Annotated in this window: 18 protein-coding genes and 1 pseudogene; 1 reads left to right on the forward strand and 18 read right to left on the reverse strand. The window is 66.1% G+C overall.

The window, feature by feature from the left end:
- Window positions 1-3: 3 nt before the first annotated feature.
- The 14 genes and pseudogenes from nuoI to GCU42_RS03625 form a co-directional block, all read right to left on the reverse strand.
- Complete coding sequence (nuoI, locus tag GCU42_RS03560; RefSeq protein ID WP_114228997.1) at window positions 4-489, reverse strand: NADH-quinone oxidoreductase subunit NuoI; 486 nt, start codon at window positions 487-489, stop codon at window positions 4-6.
- 397 nt (window positions 490-886) lie between these two features.
- A pseudogene (gene nuoH / locus GCU42_RS03565) lies at window positions 887-1930 on the reverse strand (NADH-quinone oxidoreductase subunit NuoH); the annotation flags it as partial.
- Window positions 1927-3939, reverse strand: coding sequence for an NADH-quinone oxidoreductase subunit NuoG (gene nuoG / locus GCU42_RS03570; protein WP_114228996.1), 2013 nt, complete (start codon window positions 3937-3939; stop codon window positions 1927-1929). The gene nuoG and the pseudogene nuoH, both read right to left, overlap by 4 nt.
- A gap of 9 nt (window positions 3940-3948) precedes the next feature.
- On the reverse strand, window positions 3949-4620 hold the full coding sequence (locus tag GCU42_RS03575; RefSeq protein WP_114228995.1) for a hypothetical protein: 672 nt from the start codon (window positions 4618-4620) through the stop codon (window positions 3949-3951).
- Between the two features lie 20 nt (window positions 4621-4640).
- Complete coding sequence (gene nuoF / locus GCU42_RS03580; protein ID WP_114228994.1) at window positions 4641-5948, reverse strand: NADH-quinone oxidoreductase subunit NuoF; 1308 nt, start codon at window positions 5946-5948, stop codon at window positions 4641-4643.
- Between the two features lie 2 nt (window positions 5949-5950).
- The gene (locus GCU42_RS03585) at window positions 5951-6652 is read right to left on the reverse strand and encodes a complex I 24 kDa subunit family protein (RefSeq protein ID WP_114228993.1); all 702 of its coding nucleotides are present in this window, start codon (window positions 6650-6652) and stop codon (window positions 5951-5953) included.
- Complete coding sequence (locus GCU42_RS03590) at window positions 6652-7854, reverse strand: NADH-quinone oxidoreductase subunit D (protein ID WP_114229050.1); 1203 nt, start codon at window positions 7852-7854, stop codon at window positions 6652-6654. The genes GCU42_RS03585 and GCU42_RS03590 overlap by 1 nt, the downstream gene beginning before the upstream one ends.
- A gap of 77 nt (window positions 7855-7931) precedes the next feature.
- The gene (locus GCU42_RS03595) at window positions 7932-8813 is read right to left on the reverse strand and encodes an NADH-quinone oxidoreductase subunit C (protein WP_114228992.1); all 882 of its coding nucleotides are present in this window, start codon (window positions 8811-8813) and stop codon (window positions 7932-7934) included.
- Between the two features lies 1 nt (window position 8814).
- Window positions 8815-9288 (reverse strand): NuoB/complex I 20 kDa subunit family protein, encoded by a 474-nt coding sequence (locus GCU42_RS03600; RefSeq protein ID WP_114229049.1) that lies wholly within the window; start codon window positions 9286-9288, stop codon window positions 8815-8817.
- 98 nt (window positions 9289-9386) lie between these two features.
- Window positions 9387-9764 carry an NADH-quinone oxidoreductase subunit A gene (gene ndhC / locus GCU42_RS03605; RefSeq protein ID WP_114228991.1) on the reverse strand — a complete coding sequence of 126 codons (378 nt, stop codon included), beginning with the start codon at window positions 9762-9764 and terminating at the stop codon, window positions 9387-9389.
- Window positions 9765-9854: 90 nt separating this feature from the next.
- Window positions 9855-10673, reverse strand: a complete 819-nt coding sequence (locus tag GCU42_RS03610; protein ID WP_114229048.1) for an inositol monophosphatase family protein — start codon at window positions 10671-10673, stop codon at window positions 9855-9857.
- Window positions 10674-10777: 104 nt separating this feature from the next.
- On the reverse strand, window positions 10778-11341 hold the full coding sequence (gene efp / locus GCU42_RS03615; protein WP_114228990.1) for an elongation factor P: 564 nt from the start codon (window positions 11339-11341) through the stop codon (window positions 10778-10780).
- A 46-nt stretch (window positions 11342-11387) separates the two neighbouring features.
- Window positions 11388-12071 (reverse strand): M23 family metallopeptidase, encoded by a 684-nt coding sequence (locus tag GCU42_RS03620; protein ID WP_240309573.1) that lies wholly within the window; start codon window positions 12069-12071, stop codon window positions 11388-11390.
- Window positions 12072-12084: 13 nt separating this feature from the next.
- Entirely contained in the window at window positions 12085-13224 is a 1140-nt protein-coding gene (locus tag GCU42_RS03625; protein ID WP_240309572.1) for a L,D-transpeptidase family protein, read from the reverse strand.
- A 120-nt stretch (window positions 13225-13344) separates the two neighbouring features.
- Here GCU42_RS03625 and GCU42_RS03630 point away from each other — a divergent pair, with 120 nt between their 5' ends.
- Window positions 13345-14016 (forward strand): HAD family hydrolase, encoded by a 672-nt coding sequence (locus GCU42_RS03630; RefSeq protein WP_114228988.1) that lies wholly within the window; start codon window positions 13345-13347, stop codon window positions 14014-14016.
- Here GCU42_RS03630 and thiE read toward each other — a convergent pair.
- From thiE to GCU42_RS03650, 4 genes are read right to left on the reverse strand one after another with little or no spacing between them, the layout of a single operon-like run.
- Window positions 13991-14671, reverse strand: a complete 681-nt coding sequence (gene thiE / locus GCU42_RS03635; RefSeq protein WP_114228987.1) for a thiamine phosphate synthase — start codon at window positions 14669-14671, stop codon at window positions 13991-13993. The two genes, GCU42_RS03630 and thiE, sit on opposite strands and share 26 nt — an antisense overlap.
- Complete coding sequence (locus GCU42_RS03640; RefSeq protein WP_152569437.1) at window positions 14668-15081, reverse strand: hypothetical protein; 414 nt, start codon at window positions 15079-15081, stop codon at window positions 14668-14670. The genes thiE and GCU42_RS03640 overlap by 4 nt, the downstream gene beginning before the upstream one ends.
- 38 nt (window positions 15082-15119) lie before the next feature.
- Entirely contained in the window at window positions 15120-16019 is a 900-nt protein-coding gene (locus GCU42_RS03645; protein ID WP_114228985.1) for a fructose bisphosphate aldolase, read from the reverse strand.
- Between the two features lie 13 nt (window positions 16020-16032).
- Window positions 16033-17235 carry a phosphoglycerate kinase gene (locus GCU42_RS03650; protein WP_240309571.1) on the reverse strand — a complete coding sequence of 401 codons (1203 nt, stop codon included), beginning with the start codon at window positions 17233-17235 and terminating at the stop codon, window positions 16033-16035.
- Window positions 17236-17306: the final 71 nt, after the last annotated feature.

The raw sequence follows: 17306 nt of genomic DNA on the forward strand, positions 1-17306 counted from the left end.
CGCTTAACGGTAGGCCGCGTCAGCGGCAAGGTTGGCGGCAATCGCCTGTTCCCACATGTCGCCGTTCGCAAGCAGCTTCGCCTTATCGTAGAGCAGCTCCTCGCGGGTTTCTGTGGAAAACTCGAGATTGGGCCCTTCGACGATGGCATCCACCGGACAGGCCTCGGCGCATAACCCGCAATAGATGCATTTCACCATGTCGATGTCGTAGCGCGTCGTCCGGCGACTGCCGTCCTCGCGCGGCTCAGCCTCGATGGTGATCGCCAGCGCCGGACAGACCGCCTCGCACAGCTTGCACGCGATGCAGCGCTCTTCCCCGTTCGGGTAGCGCCGCAGCGCATGCTCCCCGCGAAAGCGCGGGCTCATCGGCGTCTTCTCGTACGGGTAGTTGATCGTCGCCTTGGGCTTGAAGAAATACTTCAGAGTGAGGGCATGACCCTTCACCAGCTCCCACAGCGTGAACGACTTGATGAAGTGAGCGACGCTCATGTTAAGCCTTCATATCTTCAAGATTGACGCAGTCACCCATCAAGGACTTGCTGCCTCGATCAAGGAAGAGGGTCGCGGCTGGAAGGCCGTTCCGCACCACATCGGTCACTGTGAGCGATAGCCCGCGGTTCCCGGCAGCTTCGATGGGCTTCAGCGCGCCGTTGCCGCCAAACCCATTTCCATGCTCGACGCGAAAACTGTAATTACCTGCAAATTCGGTCGGGGCCAAAACCCTTATTTCGTCCGACGTTCTCGATCGATCTAAATAGACTGTGCGCAGCGGGCGCTTCTTTTCAGCGAAGTAGTCTTGCGCGTTTCCGAGCTGGCACGCGTCGCTCGCGCCGAGTGCGACCATGCGAGCGTAACTAGGCGCGCCCGATACAGGCTCTTGCTGGTTTCCGTACCGGGTCAGCATCAGCCAGCCCGAAATAACGACGACGAAGGTGAGGCTGAGGGGCAAGAAGATCTTCCAGCCCAGGCGCATCAACTGGTCGTAGCGATACCTCGGCACGGTCGCGCGGACCCAGCCGAAGATGAAGAAGAACAGCAGCATCTTCAGCAGCAGCCAGATGATGCCCGGCACAAGGTAAAGTGGCGCCCAGTTCAGCGGCGGCAAGAACCCGCCCCAGAACAGGATCGCGTTCAGCGCCGTCATCAGGATGACGTTGCCATATTCACCGAGCCAGAAGAGCGCGAAGCTCATCGAGCTATATTCGGTCTGGAAACCCGCGACGAGCTCGCTCTCGGCCTCGGTCAGGTCGAACGGCGTGCGGAAGGTCTCGGCCATCGAGCTGATCAGGAACACCACCGCCATCGGGAACAGCAGCGGGTTGAACCCGAAGCCGTTGAGCAAGCCGAACAGGATGTTGCCCTGCTGCGCGGCGACGATCCCGCCCAGGTTGAAGGTGCCCGCGTAGAGCACCACGCAGATCAGCACGAAGCCGATCGAGACTTCGTAGCTGACCATCTGCGCGGCGGCGCGGAGGGCGGAATAGAAAGGATATTTCGAGTTCGACGACCAGCCGGCGATGATCACGCCGTAGACGCCAAGCGAGCTCGCCGCGAGGATGTAGAGCAGCCCGACGTTGACGTCGGCCAGCACCACGCCGACCTGGAACGGGATCACCGCCCAGACGATCAGCGCGGTGGTGAAACTGATGATCGGCGCTAGCAGGAACAGGCCCTTGTTGGCGCTGGTCGGGACGATCGTCTCTTTGAGGAAGACCTTGAGGCCGTCGGCGAAGCTCTGCATCAGGCCGAACGGTCCGACCACGTTGGGCCCGCGGCGCAGCGCGATGGCGGCCCAGATCTTGCGCTCGGCATAGATGATCATCGCCACCGCCAGCATCAGCGGCAGCGCGATTACCAGGATGCCGATCAGCATCGAGAAGAACCACGCCAGCTCGAAGCTCGCGCCCCACGATTGGAAGAGCGCGGTCATTCCGCAGCCTCCGCAAAGGTGCGGCCGTGGATCAGCTCCTCGCTGCAGCGGTGCATGGTCGGGCTCGCCCGGCAGATGGCGTTGGTCAGGTAGAAGTCCTTGACTGGCAGCTTCACCGAACCGCTCGCGTCAGCGGCAAGAGACGGCGGCGCCCACGGCAGGTCGACGAGGCCATCACGGCCGAGCTCGGGCACCTCGGCGACCATCGCCGCGCGCAGCTGGTCGAAGCGGTCGAACGGCAAGGGCTTGCCGATGAGGTCCGACACGGCGCGGAAGATGGTCCAGTCTTCGCGCGCCTCGCCCGGCGGGAAGCTCGCCTTTTCGCCGCGCTGCACCCGGCCCTCCAGATTGACGTAGGTACCGTGCTTCTCGGTGTAGGCGGCGGCCGGAAGCACCAAGTCCGCATGGCGCGCACCGGCATCGCCGTGGTGGCCGATATAGACCTTGAACGTGCCCGCGAAGCGCTCCGCCGCGACCTCGTCCGCGCCGAGCAGCAGCACCAGCTTGGGCGCGGCGTCTTCGAGGTCCTTCAACCCGCCCTTCTGAGCGAAACCGAGCATGATCCCGGCCATCCGACTGGCGGCCGTGTGGAGCACGTTGAAGCCGTTCCACTCGCCCTTGATCAGGCCAAGGCCATCCACCAGCTTGAGCGCGGCGCCGAACGCGCCTGCAGCCAGCGCGCCGGGACCGACGATCACGGCGGGCCGTTCAGCCTTGGCGAAGACGTCGGTAACGGCCTTGGGCAGCTTGCCGAGCAACGAGAGATCGTCGCCAATGTTGGTCGCCGGGTAAGCCAGGTCTGCTTCGGGCCCAACCACGAACACCTGCGCGCCCTGACGGCGGACCGCCTTGCGGATGCGGGTGTTGACCAGCGGCGCTTCCCAGCGCGGGTTGGAGCCGATCAGCAGGACGACGTCGGCATTCTCGATGCCAGCGACGGTCGAGTTGAACGCCACCGCCGACAGCGAGCTAACGTCATAGTCCATCCCGCCCTGGCGCCCTTCGAGCAGGGCCGACCCCTGTCCTTCGAGCAGCTTCTTGGCCGCGTACATCGTCTCGGCATCGAGCAGGTCGCCGGCCACCGCCGCGATCTTGTCGCCCGCATCCTCGAGCCGGTCAGCGAAGACCTGCAGCGCACCGGCCCAGTCGGTCGCCTGGAGCTTGCCCTCGACCCGCACCCACGGCCGGTCGAGCCGGTTGCGGACCAGCGCGTCGGCATGATGCCGCGTCTTGTCGCTGATCCACTCCTCGTTCACGTCCTCGTTGATGCGCGGCAGGATGCGCATCACCTGCATGCCGCGAAGGTCGAAGCGGATGTTGGAGCCGACCGCGTCCATCACGTCGATGCCGGGCACCTTGCGCAGCTCCCACGGCCGAGCCTCGAAGCTCTGCGGCGCCTGCAGCAGGGCGCCGACCGGACAGAGGTCGGCGAGATTGCCCGACAGCTCGCTGGTCAGCGCCCGCTCGAGATAGGCGCTGATCTGCGCGTCCTCGCCGCGATAGAGCATGCCAAGCTCGGGCGTCCCCGCCACTTCCTCGGCGAAACGGACGCAGCGCGTGCACTGGATGCAGCGAGTCATCGAGGTCTTGATGACCGGGCCCATGTACTTGTCGTCGACCGAGCGCTTGTTCTCGTCGAACCGCGTCGACGAGCGGCCATAGGCCATCGCCTGATCCTGCAGATCGCACTCGCCGCCCTGGTCGCAGATCGGGCAGTCGAGCGGATGGTTGATGAGGAGAAACTCCATCACCCCCTCGCGCGCCTTCTTCACCATCGGTGTGTCGGTGCGGATCACCTGATTGTCGGCGGCCGGCAGCGCGCACGACGCCTGAGGCTTGGGCGGCCCCGGCGCGACCTCGACCAGGCACATCCGGCAATTGCCGGCGATGCTCAGCCGCTCGTGATAGCAAAAGCGCGGAATTTCCTTCCCCGCCAGCTCGCAGGCCTGCAGCACGGTTGCCCCTGCGGGAACTTCGAGTTCCTGACCGTCGACGGTGACTTTAGGCATGATAGTGGCTCATTGCTGGGGCACGCTCGGAGCGGAAAGGACCGGCATCAGGCGATACAGTCCGTAGGCAAGCGTCGAGCGGATGGAATATTTGTTGAGGCTGATCTTCTGGCCGCTCGAAAGACACGGGCCGAGATTCGGCGTCAGCTGCTGCAGGAGCCTGGCCTCGATATCGCCGCCAACGACGCTGTTCACGAGCGCGAGAACGGTCACCGGGTCCTGTTCGACCACGCATTGGGCGAAATCCTCGGCAAGGTTGCGCGGCGCGTAGCCGGCCTTGGCGACCAGGCTTTCGGCGGTCGGATGAAGCGCCCTCCGCGCGTCCTTGCGCTCGGGCATCAGGATCAGCGCTTCGGCCATCCCGCCGAGCATCGCCGGCGGGGCGAAGGTCAGGCGGCGTTCGTCGTTTCCAAGACAGGCATCGACCACGCCCCCATCGGCGAACTTGAACAGCGCCTGCTGCTGTTCGGGGCTCAGGTAGGGCAGGTCCAAGATCGTCGAGGCAACCTTCGGCCGTTGCGCGGCGCGGCACCGCGCAAATCGGTCCATCGAACGACTGCTCGCATCCTTGCCAGTCAGGTCGGAGTAATCGACCGATCCCTTCGAATTATCGATCCTGCTACCGATCTCAGGCTCGGCCATCGCCGCTGTCGCCAGCAGGGCAATCGCCGCGAACGTCATCGCGCGAAGCGTAACGACACTCACTCCGCCGCCTCCAGCATGTTGCCGCCGCGCTCCGCGATGCGGCGCTCGAGCTCGGGGCGGAAATGGCGGATGAGGCCCTGGATCGGCCACGCCGCGGCGTCGCCGAGCGCGCAGATGGTGTGGCCTTCGACCTGCTTGGTGACGTCCTGCAGCCGGTCGATCATGTCGACCGTGGCGTCGCCCTCGCGCAGCCGCTCCATGATCCGCCACATCCAACCGGTGCCCTCGCGGCACGGGGTGCACTGGCCGCAGCTCTCATGCTTGTAGAAGTAGCTGATCCGGCTGATCGCGCGAACGATGTCGGTCGACTTGTCCATGACGATGACCGCCGCGGTGCCGAGGCCCGAACCGAGCGCCTTCAGCCCGTCGAAATCCATCGGCGCGTCGGCGATCTCGGCCGCGGGTACCAGCGGGACCGAGCTACCGCCCGGAATCACCGCCAGCAGATTGTCCCACCCGCCGCGGATACCGCCGCAATGGCGGTCGATCAGCTCGCGGAAGGAAATGCTCATGCTTTCCTCGACGACGCACGGCTTGTTCACATGGCCGCTGATCTGGAAAAGCTTGGTGCCCTCGTTCTTCTCGCGTCCGAAGCCCGCGAACCAGCTGGCGCCGCGGCGCAGGATGGTCGGGACGACCGCGATGCTTTCGACATTGTTGACCGTGGTCGGGCAGCCGTAGAGCCCCGCGCCAGCCGGGAATGGCGGCTTTAGGCGCGGCCGCCCCATCTTGCCCTCGAGGCTCTCGAGCATCGCGGTCTCTTCGCCGCAGATGTAGGCGCCCGCGCCGCGGTGCACGAAGCAGTCGAAGTCGAAGCCCGAGCCGGCGGCATTCTTGCCCAGCAACCCGGCGGCATAGGCCTCGGCCACCGCCTTCTCGAGCGCCTCGGCCTCACGAATATATTCGCCGCGGATGTAGATGTAGCAGGCCCGCGCGCGCATCGCGAAGCTGGCGATCAGCGCGCCCTCGAGCAGCTTGTGCGGATCATGCCGGATGATCTCGCGGTCCTTGCACGAACCCGGTTCGGACTCATCAGCGTTGATCACCAGGAAGTTGGGCTTACCCGGCTTGGGCTCCTTGGGCATGAAGCTCCACTTCATGCCGGTCGGGAAGCCTGCGCCGCCGCGCCCGCGCAGCCCGCTCGCCTTCACCGCATCGATGATCGCGTCCTGGCCGACCGCCATCAGCGCCTTGGTGTTGTCCCAATCGCCCCGCGCCTGCGCCGCCTTGAGGTCGGGCGACTGAAAGCCATAGACGTTGGTGAAGATGCGATCCTTGTCGCTGAGCGGTCCGGTGTAGCCCATCGTCAGGCACCCTCTCCCGCCGGCGCGGCCGCCGGCTCGGCCCACATCGGGCGGTAATCGTAATTACGCTCGGTCATCTTCTTGAGATTGGTCGGGCCGCCCTCGGCCGCGCTGGTTTGGCGACCGATCTGCGAGCCCGGCTTGACCGGCTGCCCGGCTGCCAGCGCATCGAGCACCGCGGTCATGCTTACCTCGGTCAGATCCTCGTAATTGTCGTCGTTGATCTGAACCATCGGCGCGTTGGCGCAGGCGCCGAGACACTCGACCTCGGTCAGCGTGAACATGCCGTCAGCGGTGGTATAGCCCTTCTTAAGGCCCTTCTTCTCGCACGCCCGCATGACGTCGTCCGATCCGCGCAGCATGCACGGCGTCGTCCCGCACAGCTGGACGTGATATTTGCCCACCGGCACCAGGTTGAACATCGTATAGAAGCTGGCGACCTCCATCGCCCGCATCGGCGGCATGTCGCATTCGGCGGCGACGAACTCGATCACCGGGATCGGCAGCCAGCCCTGCGTACCGGTCTCCGCCCCAACCTGCCGCTGGGCGAGGTCGAGCAACGGGATCACCGCCGACATCTTGCGGCCGTCAGGATATTTTTCGAGCGCACGCGCGGCCTCGGGCGCATGCGCCTTGTCCCAGGCGAACTGGCCCCAGCGCTCACGCAGCTCGGGCACGTCAGGGGCGAAATGACGCTCGGCCATTAGCGATCACACTCCCCGAACACGATGTCCATCGCGCCCAAGACCGCGGTCGTATCGGCCAGCATGTGCCCCTTCATCATGAAATCCATCGCCTGCAGGTGGCTGAACGCCGTCGGGCGGATCTTGCAGCGGTAGGGCTTGTTGGTGCCGTCGGCGACCAGATAGACGCCGAACTCGCCCTTGGGGCTTTCGGTGGCGACATACACTTCGCCCGCGGGCACGTGATAGCCCTCGGTGTAGAGCTTGAAGTGATGGATCAGCGCTTCCATCGACTGCTTCATCTCGGCGCGTTTGGGCGGGAAGACCTTGCGGTCGGCGGTGCCGATCGGGCCTTCGGGCATTTCCTTGAGGCACTGGCGGGCGATCCGCCAGCTCTGCCGCACTTCCTCGACCCGGACCATAAAGCGGTCGTAGCAGTCGCTCTGCGTGCCGACCGGAATGTCGAAATCCATCCGGTCGTAGACCTCGTAAGGCTGCGACTTGCGGATGTCCCACGGGATGCCGGTGGCGCGGATCATCGGGCCTGAAAAGCCCCAGGCCATCGCATCTTCCTTCGAGACGATGCCGATGTCGACGTTGCGCTGCTTGAAGATGCGGTTGTCGGCGACGAGGCTGATCGCGTCCTCGAACAGCTGTAGCCGGTTATCAAGGAACTCGCCGATGTGATTGAGAACCTTGGGCGGAATGTCCTGGTGAACGCCACCGACGCGGAAGTAATTGGCGTGCATCCGCGCGCCCGAAACCATCTCGTAGATCTGCATCAGATCTTCGCGCAGTTCGAACAGCCACAGGTTGGGCGTCATCGCGCCCACGTCCATGATGTGCGAACCCAGGTTCAGCATGTGGTTCTTAACGCGGGTCAGCTCCGCCATCAGCACCCGGATGTACTGGGCACGCAGCGGGATCTCGAGCCCCATCAGCTTCTCGGCCGCAAGCACGAAGCTGTGCTCCATGCACATCGGCGAACAGTAATCGAGCCGATCGAAATAGGGGATCGCCTGGGCGTAGGTCTTATATTCGATCAGCTTCTCGGTGCCGCGGTGGAGAAGGCCAACGTGCGGGTCGACCCGCTCGACGATCTCGCCGTCCAATTCCATGATCAGCCGGAGCACGCCGTGCGCCGCAGGGTGCTGCGGCCCGAAGTTGATCGTATAGTTCTGGATGACCTCGTCGCCGGCATTCTGGTCGCCAGCTTCGGGCATCACGCTCACCTCGACCTTGCGCGGGTTGCGCGCGGGCTCGGCGACGGTGTCGCGGCTGTCGTCGGGCAAGGTCGCCATCACTGCGCCTCCGGAGTTTCACGCGAAGCCTTGGCGCCGGGCTTGGGCTCATCGGTGCCGGTCGCCTTGCCGCCCGCCCGCGCCGCTTTCGCCGCGGCCGGCTTGCGCGCTTCAGCGGCGGCTTCCTTGGCCCCCGCGGTGCCGCGGTCCTCGTTATCGGTCTTGTAGGCCTTGTCGCCGGCGCGCTCGCCCGCCCCGGCCGCCGGAGCGACCTTGGGCGCCTCGTCTTTGCCCGGCGCCGGCGACGGCGCGCCCGGCGCCTGCGCCTCGGCCTTTTCGTCGCCCGGCAAGCGATATTCGGGCCCGTTCCACGGCGTCAGGAAGTCGAACGAGCGGAAGTCCTGCGCCAGCTCGACCGGCTCGTAGACCACGCGCTTTTCGGTCTCCGAGTAGCGCATCTCGACGAAGCCCGTCAGCGGAAAATCCTTGCGCAGCGGATGCCCCTCGAATCCGTAATCGGTGAGGATCCGGCGCAGGTCGGCATTTCCGGCGAAAGTCACGCCATAAAGGTCGAACACTTCGCGCTCGAGCCAGCCGGCGACCGGCCACAGCGCGGTTACGCTCGGCACCGGCGTGCGCTCGTCGGTCAGTACCTTGACCCGCACCCGGCGGTTCTTGGTGTAGCTGAGCAGGTGGTAATTGACCTGGAACCGCTCGGGACGCTCAGGATAGTCGACCCCGGCAATCTCCATCAGCGACTGGAACTCAAGGCCGGGCGTATCGCGCAGCAGGCGGCAAGCGTCGACCACGCCCTCGCGCTGGACGGTCAGCGTGATCTCGTCGGCTTGGTCCCTGGTCTCGACGATCAGCGTGCCGAGCGCAGCCTGCGCAGCCGCGATCAGGCCTTCGTTCGAGGCGGTCCGGGGGGCGGAACTGGCCATGCTAGCGCTCGATCGTCCCTTCGCGGCGGATCTTCCGCTGCAATTGCATGATCCCGTAGAGCAACGCTTCCGCAGTCGGTGGGCAGCCGGGCACGTAGATGTCCACGGGCACGATCCGGTCGCAGCCGCGCACCACCGAATAGCTGAAGTGATAATAGCCGCCGCCATTGGCGCAGCTGCCCATCGAGATGACGTAGCGCGGTTCTGCCATCTGGTCGTAGACCTTGCGCAGCGCCGGGGCCATCTTGTTGCACAGCGTGCCGGCGACGATCATCACGTCCGACTGGCGCGGGGACGCACGCGGCGCCGCACCGAACCGCTCGAGGTCGTAGCGCGGCATGTTGACGTGGATCATCTCCACCGCGCAGCAGGCGAGCCCGAAGGTCATCCACCATAGGGAGCCGGTCCGCGCCCAGTTGAACAGGTCCTCGGTCGCGGTGACCACGAAGCCCTTGCTGTCGAGATCGTGGCGCATCCGCTCGAGCGCCTGATGCTGCGGCGAGCCCGGGACCAGCCCGGCCGCGCGCGCGATCTCTTCTTCGCTGGGATAGCGGTCGTGCGCGGGGTCCAGGATCACTCCCATTCGAGCGCTCCCTTCTTCCACGCATAGGCAAGGCCCAGCGCCAGTTCGGCGAGGAACACCATCATCGCGCCCCAGCCCAGCCAGCCGGTGGTCTTGAGCGTCACCGCCCACGGAAACAGAAAGGCCGCCTCGAGGTCGAACACGATGAACAGGATCGCGACCAGGTAGAAGCGGACGTCGAACTGGCTGCGCGAATCCTCGAACGCGGGAAAGCCGCACTCATATTCGCTCAACTTCTCGGGGTAGGGCCGCGCCGCGCCAGTCAGGCGCGAGACGATCATCGGCAGCACCACGAATGCCGTCGACAGCCCCAGCGCAACTGCCAGGAAGAACAGGATCGGGAGGTATTGGGTGGCAACTGCAGCCACGGTGGACTCTCCGGTTACAAGACTTGGCGGCGCTCTAGAGCAGCCCCGGCACGGACACAACGGCAGAAAGGGCAGTTCGGCCCTTGGCGATCAGCCCCGCAGCGCCCCGCCGACCAGCTTGTGCAGCTTGCTGTGGAGCTCGCCATTGGCGGCGAGATATTCGCGCCGCTCGGCCATCCGGTCCTGCCCGCGGAAATCGCTGACGAAGCCGCCAGCCTCGCGCACCAGCAGGATGCCAGCCGCTGCGTCCCACACGTCGAGATCGTCTTCCCAGAAACCGTCGAAACGCCCGGCCGCGAGCCAGGCGAAATCGAGCGTCGCCGAACCGAGCCGCCGGATGCCCGCCACTTCGGGTGCGAGCCGGGCATAGATGCTCGACCAGCGCGCCGCATCCGACCGCCCTAGGTGCGGAATGCCGGTCCCGATCACCGCCTCGTCGAGATGGCGGCGGGCCGACACGCGCAGGCGACGGTCGTGCAACCACGCGCCCCGCCCCTTTTCGGCCCAGAAAGTCTCGTCGGTGAGCGGCTGATAGACGATCCCGTGGGTGATCTCAGGCTTGCCCTGAGCGCCATTAGGGTCTTCCACCGCGATCGAAATCGCGAAGTGCGGAATGCCGTGGAGGAAGTTGGTCGTGCCATCGAGCGGATCGACGATCCACCGCGGCTTGTCGGGGTTACCCTCGATCGTGCCGCCCTCTTCCAGCACCATGCCCCAGTCAGGCCGCGCCTGCTTTAGTTCCTCGACAAGCGTCTGCTCGGCGCGCTTATCGGCCATGGTGACGAAATCGCCCGGCCCCTTGCGGCTGACCTGCAGCTGCTCGACCTCGCCAAAGTCGCGGCGCAGCCGCGGCGCGGCCTTGCGGACCGCGCGCTGCATGACGGTGATCAATCCCGAATGGCTAACCAACATTTCCTCCGCTCGTCCCGAGCGCAGTCGAGGGGCGCTGGACGATGGTTTTCAAAGACGCCCCTCGACTTCGCTCGGGACGAGCGGCTCGCTGCCGCTTAATTTTAGTCGGCGCGGCGGACGTAGGTCTGCTCGTAGACGTCGACCACGATCTTCGTTCCCGCCGAGATGTGCGGCGGGACCATCACGCGAACGCCATTGTCGAGGATCGCCGGCTTGTAGCTCGACGAAGCGGTCTGCCCCTTCACCACGGCGTCGGCCTCGACGATCGTGGCTTCGATCTGGTCGGGCAGCTGGACGCTGATCGGCCGCTCCTCGTGCAATTCCATCACCACGTCCATGCCGTCCTGCAGGAAGGCCGCGGCGTCGCCGAGCAGGTCCTTGGGCAGGCTGATCTGCTCATAGGTTTCCTTGTCCATGAAGGTCAGCATGTCGCCGTCGGCGAACAGGAACTGGAAGTCCTTAGTGTCGAGGCGGACGCGTTCGACCGTCTCGGCGGAGCGGAAGCGGACGTTGGTCTTGCGGCCGTCGATGAGGTTCTTCATCTCGACCTGCATGTAGGCGCCACCCTTGCCCGGCTGGGTGTGCTGGATCTTCACCGCACGCCAAATGCCGCCTTCATATTCGATGATATTGCCGGGACGAATGTCGACGCCGCTGATCTTCATGGATCGCCTGCCTGTGTGAACGAAGTGGAAAGAGCCGGCGCGGCCTCTAGCCGTGCGACGGCTTTCCGGCAAGCAGCGGGTAGGGATTGATCGGCTCGCCCTGCCACCAGCGCTCGCCCGGCCCCATCCGGTTGATCGCGAAATGGAGATGGGGCCCGTCGGGGCTGGCGTCGCCGGTATGGCCGACCAGCCCGATCGGATCGCCGGGCCTGACCTGCAAACCTTCCCGAAGTCGAGAATCATAAGCCGACAGGTGCGCGTAATAATACATCCACTGGTTGTCGGCCGAGCGGACGTATACCGTCAGCCCGCCCTTGCCGACCGAGTTGAATAGCTTTTCGACCGTGCCGGCGGCGGCGGCGACGACCGGCCGACCCTCGGGCGCCATGATGTCGATTGCATTGTGGACCCGCGACCCTCCTCCGCGAGAGGCGGTGTACGTATCGGTCAACTCGCTCGTCTTCACGCCCACCACCGGCAGCGCGAGTCCGCTCGGGCTGACTACCAGCGGGGCGTTCGAGGTCGTGGTGGAGCGCGGCGCAAACCCGGGCCTGGCGAGCGCGCTCCCGGCATCGCGCACCACCGTCCCGACCGCGCCGTCGTCGGCCGGGGTTCCAGGGCCGCCGCCGCGGATATTGCTCCAAAGCATCCAGCCGCCGATCACGACGATCGCCAGCACGACCAGATTGCCGATCAGCCCGACCCTGCTGCCCCTGTGTGCGCTTGCCACCCTGTTCCACTCCCTACGATTGGAAGATCGCGGTGAAGCCCGGCTTCATCATCCGCGACAGGCGAATGACGTCCCAATTCGCCATGCGGATGCAGCCGTGGCTCTCGGCGCGGCCGATCGTCTCGGGGCTCGGCGTCCCGTGGATCCCGTAATGCTCCTTAGTGAGGTCGAGCCACGCCACCCCGACCGGACCGTTCGGCCCCGGCGGCAGGGTCTGGTCGGGGGCGCCCTTATCCTTGGCGTCCCAGAACAGGTTGGGCTGATAGTGGAAGGGCGGCATGAAAGCGTAGGTCGTCACCTTCCATTTGCCGAGCGGCAGCGGATCGTGGCTGGACCCCATCGTCACCGGGAATTGCGCGACCAGCGTGCCCGGATTGTCACCCAGCACCGGCGGCGCGCCGCGGCTCTTCTCGGTGCTGTAGGCGCCCTCGGGCACCGGCCCCTTGAAGACCTTGAGGACGCCCTCCGACTTGTCGACGACCACGAAGTCGCCCTGCGGCTGCTGCGCATCGACCTGGAACAGCCCGAACAATGCGCCCTGCTTGGCGTCGACCACCTTCCCGTAATCGCGCGAATGCGGCAGCACGTTGGGCAAACGCAGCACCTGACCCGCCCCAATCAGCTTGTCAGGCCCGTTCAGCGCGACGATCGTGTCGGGCGTGGTGTGAAATCGCTCGGCCAGTTTCTCGAGCATGTTGCGATAGTAGAGGCCCGGCGCCTTGGCCTGGTCCTCGGGCTTCTTCGGGAACGGGTAGAGGAACGGTCCGGCGACGTCGTCGGCGCTGAGCGTGAACGACTTCAGCGAGGGCCGCTGGTCCTGCAGCAGCGCCTGCCGAGTGGCATTGTCGAGATTGCCGCTGACCGTCAGTCCATGCGCTTGCTGAAAGCCGCGCAGTGCCTGCTCGAACACTATCCCTCTCTTGCCGTCGATTACCCCGGTGGGAAAGCCGGCCGCATCGAGCAGCACTTGGGCGTGAAAAATGGTGCCGTCGATCGGCGAGCCCGCCGTTCCGGGCGGCACCCACGGCTTGCCCGACTTGGCCGTCGCGACAGTGGGAGTGCCCGGGGTCGGAGACGGCGCCTTGGCGGCGACGAGGGCGAGGGTTCCGGCCAGAGACAGGGCCAGACCGATGGGGGCTACGCGGGACCTCAACACAGACACACTCTCCAACCAGACGATGTATTGAGAGCGTAACGATGCAGGCCGGGCAGGTTTCCCTCCCGGTCAAGCTTACCCTGGCAACCGCGCGGCAGCCGGCTCGTTGACCGCTTCATGCTTCAAGCCATCCTGTTCGACATCGACGGCACCCTCGTCGACAGCAACGACTTCCACGTCCTCGCCTGGGCCGAGGCGTTCAAGCAGGCCGGGCACGAATTGCGGCTGGCGACCATCCACGATCAGGTTGGTCAAGGCGGCGACAATCTCATTCCCGCGCTGTGGTCCGACGCGTCACCAGCGCAAGTGAAGCAACTCGAACGCGCGCACCATGACCTGTTCCAGCGCCATTACGCCCGGCGGGTGAGGCCGTTTCCGGGGGCGCGCGACCTGCTTCGGCGATGCCGGGAAGCCGGTTATGCGGTGGTGCTCGCCTCGTCGGCCTCGGCGGAAGAGGTCGGGTACAATCTCGACCATGTGCTCGACGCCGCCGACCTCGTCGACGCAGTCGTCAGCGGCGATGAGGTCGCGCGCAGCAAGCCCGCCCCCGATGTATTCGAAGTTGCGTTGCGCAAGATTGGCGTGGCAGTCGACGACGCGCTGGTCGTCGGCGATTCGCCGTTCGACATCGAGGCGGCCAACGCCGCGGGCCTGCGAACGATCGCGCTCCGCTCGGGGCTCTTCACCGACGAGCAGCTCGCCGGCGCGATGGCGATCTACGACGATCCGAGCGACGTGCTCGCCCGCTTCGACGACAGTCCGCTCAGCCGCGTTTCAGCACGGGCGTAAAGGCGGCCACCGCCGCCGCCGGGTCGGCCGCGTTCCACACCGCGCCGCTGACCGCGAGGAAGTCGGCGCCCGCCGCGACCAGCGCGGCGCCATTTTCCGGCGTAATCCCTCCGATCGCAACGCACGGCAGCTCGAACACCGCCGACCACCAGCCGAGCAAGGCGACTTCGGCCCGGTGCTCGCTGTCCTTGGTGGTGCTCGGGAAGAAGGCGCCGAAAGCAACATAGTCGGCCCCCGCCTCGCCCGCTTCCATCGCGAGGTGGCGGCTGTCGTGGCAGGTGACCCCGATCTGCGCGCTCGGGCCCAGCAGCGCCCGCGCCTCGCGGATGTCGCCGTCGCTCTGCCCCAGATGGACCCCGTCGGCACCGATCCTTTTGGCGAGGCTCATGTCGTCGTTGACGATGAAGGCCACCTCGGCTTCGGCGCAGATCCGCTGCAGCGGCTCGGCCAGCCGAGTGAGCTCATGCTGGTCGACGTCCTTCACCCGCAACTGGAACGCCGCGACCGGTCCGGCCCCGAGCGCGGCGCGCAGCCGCTCGGGAAAATCGCCGCCGACGTCTTGTGGGCTGATCAAGTAGAGCTTGGCGTCGCCGCGCGGCGCATCGGCGAAGCGCTCGGCGAAATCGGCGAGGTCGGGCAGGTCGTCGTCAGTCATCGCTGCAAGGCCAAGTCGAAGGCGGCCGGATCGTCAAGTGCCAGCGCGATCCGCAGCACCGTCCGTCGCCGGAACCGCAGCGGCGCAATCAGGTCCACCATTCGGTTGGGATAGCTGATCAGGCCGAGGTTGGCAGTGTCGCTCGCCTTGACCTCGGCACCGTCGATCACCCCGCGGACGGCCGCCACCTGCCCCAGCGGCACGGTAAGCGAACGGAGTCGGCCGACATGCAGTCGCAGCTCACCGTCGGTCAGTTCATGCGGCATCCGCCGGAACGAGCGAATCGTCCCGATCAGCCAGGCGATCCCCAGCACGCTCGTCGCGCTCAACGGCCAGGCGAGCCACGGCCATTTGAGCGCGAGGAACAGATGCACCACCAGCAGCTCGGTCACCGCCAGGCTGGTGAACACCCACAAGGGCGGGCCAAGCGTGCGATCATAGCGAAAGGTCAGGCGGGAACCTTGGTGGTGCTGGCGGTGTAGATTTCGTCAATCGCGGTGCCGAGCGTGCGATTGAACTCGGCATCGTCCTGCCCGTGGCGCAGGTCCGACAGCAGCGCGCGGCTGAAGCTGGCGATCATGCCCGGGTTCTTGGCGAGTTCGGCGCAGGCATCGGTGCGGCTGAAGCCGCCCGACAGCGCCACCACCCGCAGCACGCGTGGATGGTCGACCAGCGCCGCGAACGTCCCCGCTTCGGCCGGGATCGACAGCTTGAGCATCACCTCCTCGCCCTCGGGCAGGCGATCGAGGTGACGGAGGATCTCGTCGCGCAGGCAGGCGTCCGACGCCGCCCGGTCGGCGCTCTTGATGTTCACCTCGGGCTCGATGATCGGCACCAGCCCGTGGCGCAGCACCTGGAAGGCGACCTCGAACTGCTGGCCGACGACGGCGGCGATCCCCGCCTCGTTCGCCTGATTGATGACCGACCGCTCCTTGGTTCCGAACACGCCGAGCCCCTTGGCTCGGCTGAGCAAGTCGTCGAGCTCCGGCATCGGCTTCATCAGCTGGACGCCGTCGCGCTCGTCCTCGAGGCCCTTGTCGATCTTGATGAAGGGGACGATCCCCTTCTCGGCCAGCGCGGCCGGGGTCGGCTTGCCATCGACCTCGCCGTCCATCGTCCGCTCGAACAGAATCGCGCCGATCACCTTCTCGCCCGAAAAGCAGGGCGAGGTGATGATCCGCGCCCGCATCGCGTGGATAAGGCCGAACATCTCCTCGTCGGTCGACCAGGAGTCCTCTTCGACGCCATAGCCGGCGAGCGCCTTGGGGGTCGAACCGCCCGACTGGTCGAGCGCGGCGATGAAGCCGTTCCCCGCCTTGATCTTCTCACGCATCTCGGACTGATTCATCGCTCTTCCCTGCTTACTGCTGAAGCGCCGCGACGCCTGGCAGCGTGCGCCCTTCCATCCATTCCAGAAACGCCCCGCCCGCGGTCGAGACGAAGGTGAAGTCCTTGGTCACGCCGGCCTGGTTGAGCGCCGCGACCGTGTCGCCGCCCCCGGCGACCGAGACCAGGCTGCCGTCTTGAGTCAGCGCCGCCGCGGTCCGCGCCAGCGCCACGGTGGCCGCATCGAACGGCGGCGTCTCGAATGCGCCCAGCGGCCCGTTCCACACCAGCGTCCGGCAAGTCTTGAGCGCATCGGCGAGCGCCTCGCCTGCCGCCGGGCCGATGTCGAGGATCATCTCGTCAGCGGCGACCTCGTGGACGTTGCAGGTCCGCAAGCTCGGCGGATTGGCGGCGAACTCCTTCGCCACCACCACGTCATAGGGCAGGTGCACGGTGCAATTGGCGGCATCGGCGCGGGCGAGGATCGCCTCGGCCTCGCTGGTCAGGTCATGCTCGCACAGCGACTTGCCCACATCGATCCCGCGCGCAGCAAGAAAGGTGTTGGCCATGCCGCCGCCGATAATGAGGTGATCGACCTTGTCGACCAGATGCCCGAGCACCGCCAGCTTGGAAGAGACCTTGGCACCTCCGACCACCGCCGCGACCGGCCGCTCCGGATTTCCGAGGGCCTTCTCAAGCGCCTTGAGCTCCGCCTCCATCGCCCGTCCAGCAAACGCCGGCAGCAGATGCGCGACGCCCTCGGTCGAGGCATGCGCGCGGTGCGCGGCGGAGAAGGCATCGGCGACATAATAGTCGCCGAGCGCCGCCATGCCCTTGGCCAGTTCGGGATCGTTCTTTTCTTCACCGGCGTGGAAGCGGGTGTTTTCGAGCACCCCGATCGAGCCAGCGGTCATGGTGCTCACCGCGCGCTCGGCGTTGGGGCCCGCGCAATCCTCGATGAAGCGGACCGACCGCCCGGTCAGGTCGGCGAGCGGCTTCACCAACAAGGCGGTCGACATGTCGGGCCGATTCTGCCCCTTGGGCCGCCCGAAATGGCTCAGCAGGAGCACGATCGCTCCGCGGTCGGCCAGCTCGAGCACCGTCGGCAGCAGCGCCTGCAGCCGCGTCGCATCGGACACCGCCCCGTCCTGCATCGGAACGTTAAGGTCGACGCGGACGAGCACGCGCTTGCCGGTCAGCTCGGCCGGCAGATCGTCGAGGGTCTTGAAGCTGCTCACTGCTACCTTTTCCCGCTCGTCCCGAGCGAAGTCGAGGGGCGCAAATCCAGGCTCAAGAACGCCCCTCGACT

Source organism: Sphingomonas ginsengisoli An et al. 2013 (assembly GCF_009363895.1).
GTDB lineage: Bacteria > Pseudomonadota > Alphaproteobacteria > Sphingomonadales > Sphingomonadaceae > Sphingomicrobium > Sphingomicrobium ginsengisoli.

Coding starts and splice junctions, on each gene's coding strand:
- nuoI (WP_114228997.1), bottom strand. CDS start 489: ATGAGCGTCGCTCACTTCATCAAGTCGTTCACGCTGTGGGAGCTGGTG.
- nuoG (WP_114228996.1), bottom strand. CDS start 3,939: ATGCCTAAAGTCACCGTCGACGGTCAGGAACTCGAAGTTCCCGCAGGG.
- GCU42_RS03575 (WP_114228995.1), bottom strand. CDS start 4,620: ATGACGTTCGCGGCGATTGCCCTGCTGGCGACAGCGGCGATGGCCGAG.
- nuoF (WP_114228994.1), bottom strand. CDS start 5,948: ATGGGCTACACCGGACCGCTCAGCGACAAGGATCGCATCTTCACCAAC.
- GCU42_RS03585 (WP_114228993.1), bottom strand. CDS start 6,652: ATGGCCGAGCGTCATTTCGCCCCTGACGTGCCCGAGCTGCGTGAGCGC.
- GCU42_RS03590 (WP_114229050.1), bottom strand. CDS start 7,854: ATGCCCGAAGCTGGCGACCAGAATGCCGGCGACGAGGTCATCCAGAAC.
- GCU42_RS03595 (WP_114228992.1), bottom strand. CDS start 8,813: ATGGCCAGTTCCGCCCCCCGGACCGCCTCGAACGAAGGCCTGATCGCG.
- GCU42_RS03600 (WP_114229049.1), bottom strand. CDS start 9,288: ATGCGCCACGATCTCGACAGCAAGGGCTTCGTGGTCACCGCGACCGAG.
- efp (WP_114228990.1), bottom strand. CDS start 11,341: ATGAAGATCAGCGGCGTCGACATTCGTCCCGGCAATATCATCGAATAT.
- GCU42_RS03630 (WP_114228988.1), top strand. CDS start 13,345: ATGCTTCAAGCCATCCTGTTCGACATCGACGGCACCCTCGTCGACAGC.
- thiE (WP_114228987.1), bottom strand. CDS start 14,671: ATGACTGACGACGACCTGCCCGACCTCGCCGATTTCGCCGAGCGCTTC.
- GCU42_RS03645 (WP_114228985.1), bottom strand. CDS start 16,019: ATGAATCAGTCCGAGATGCGTGAGAAGATCAAGGCGGGGAACGGCTTC.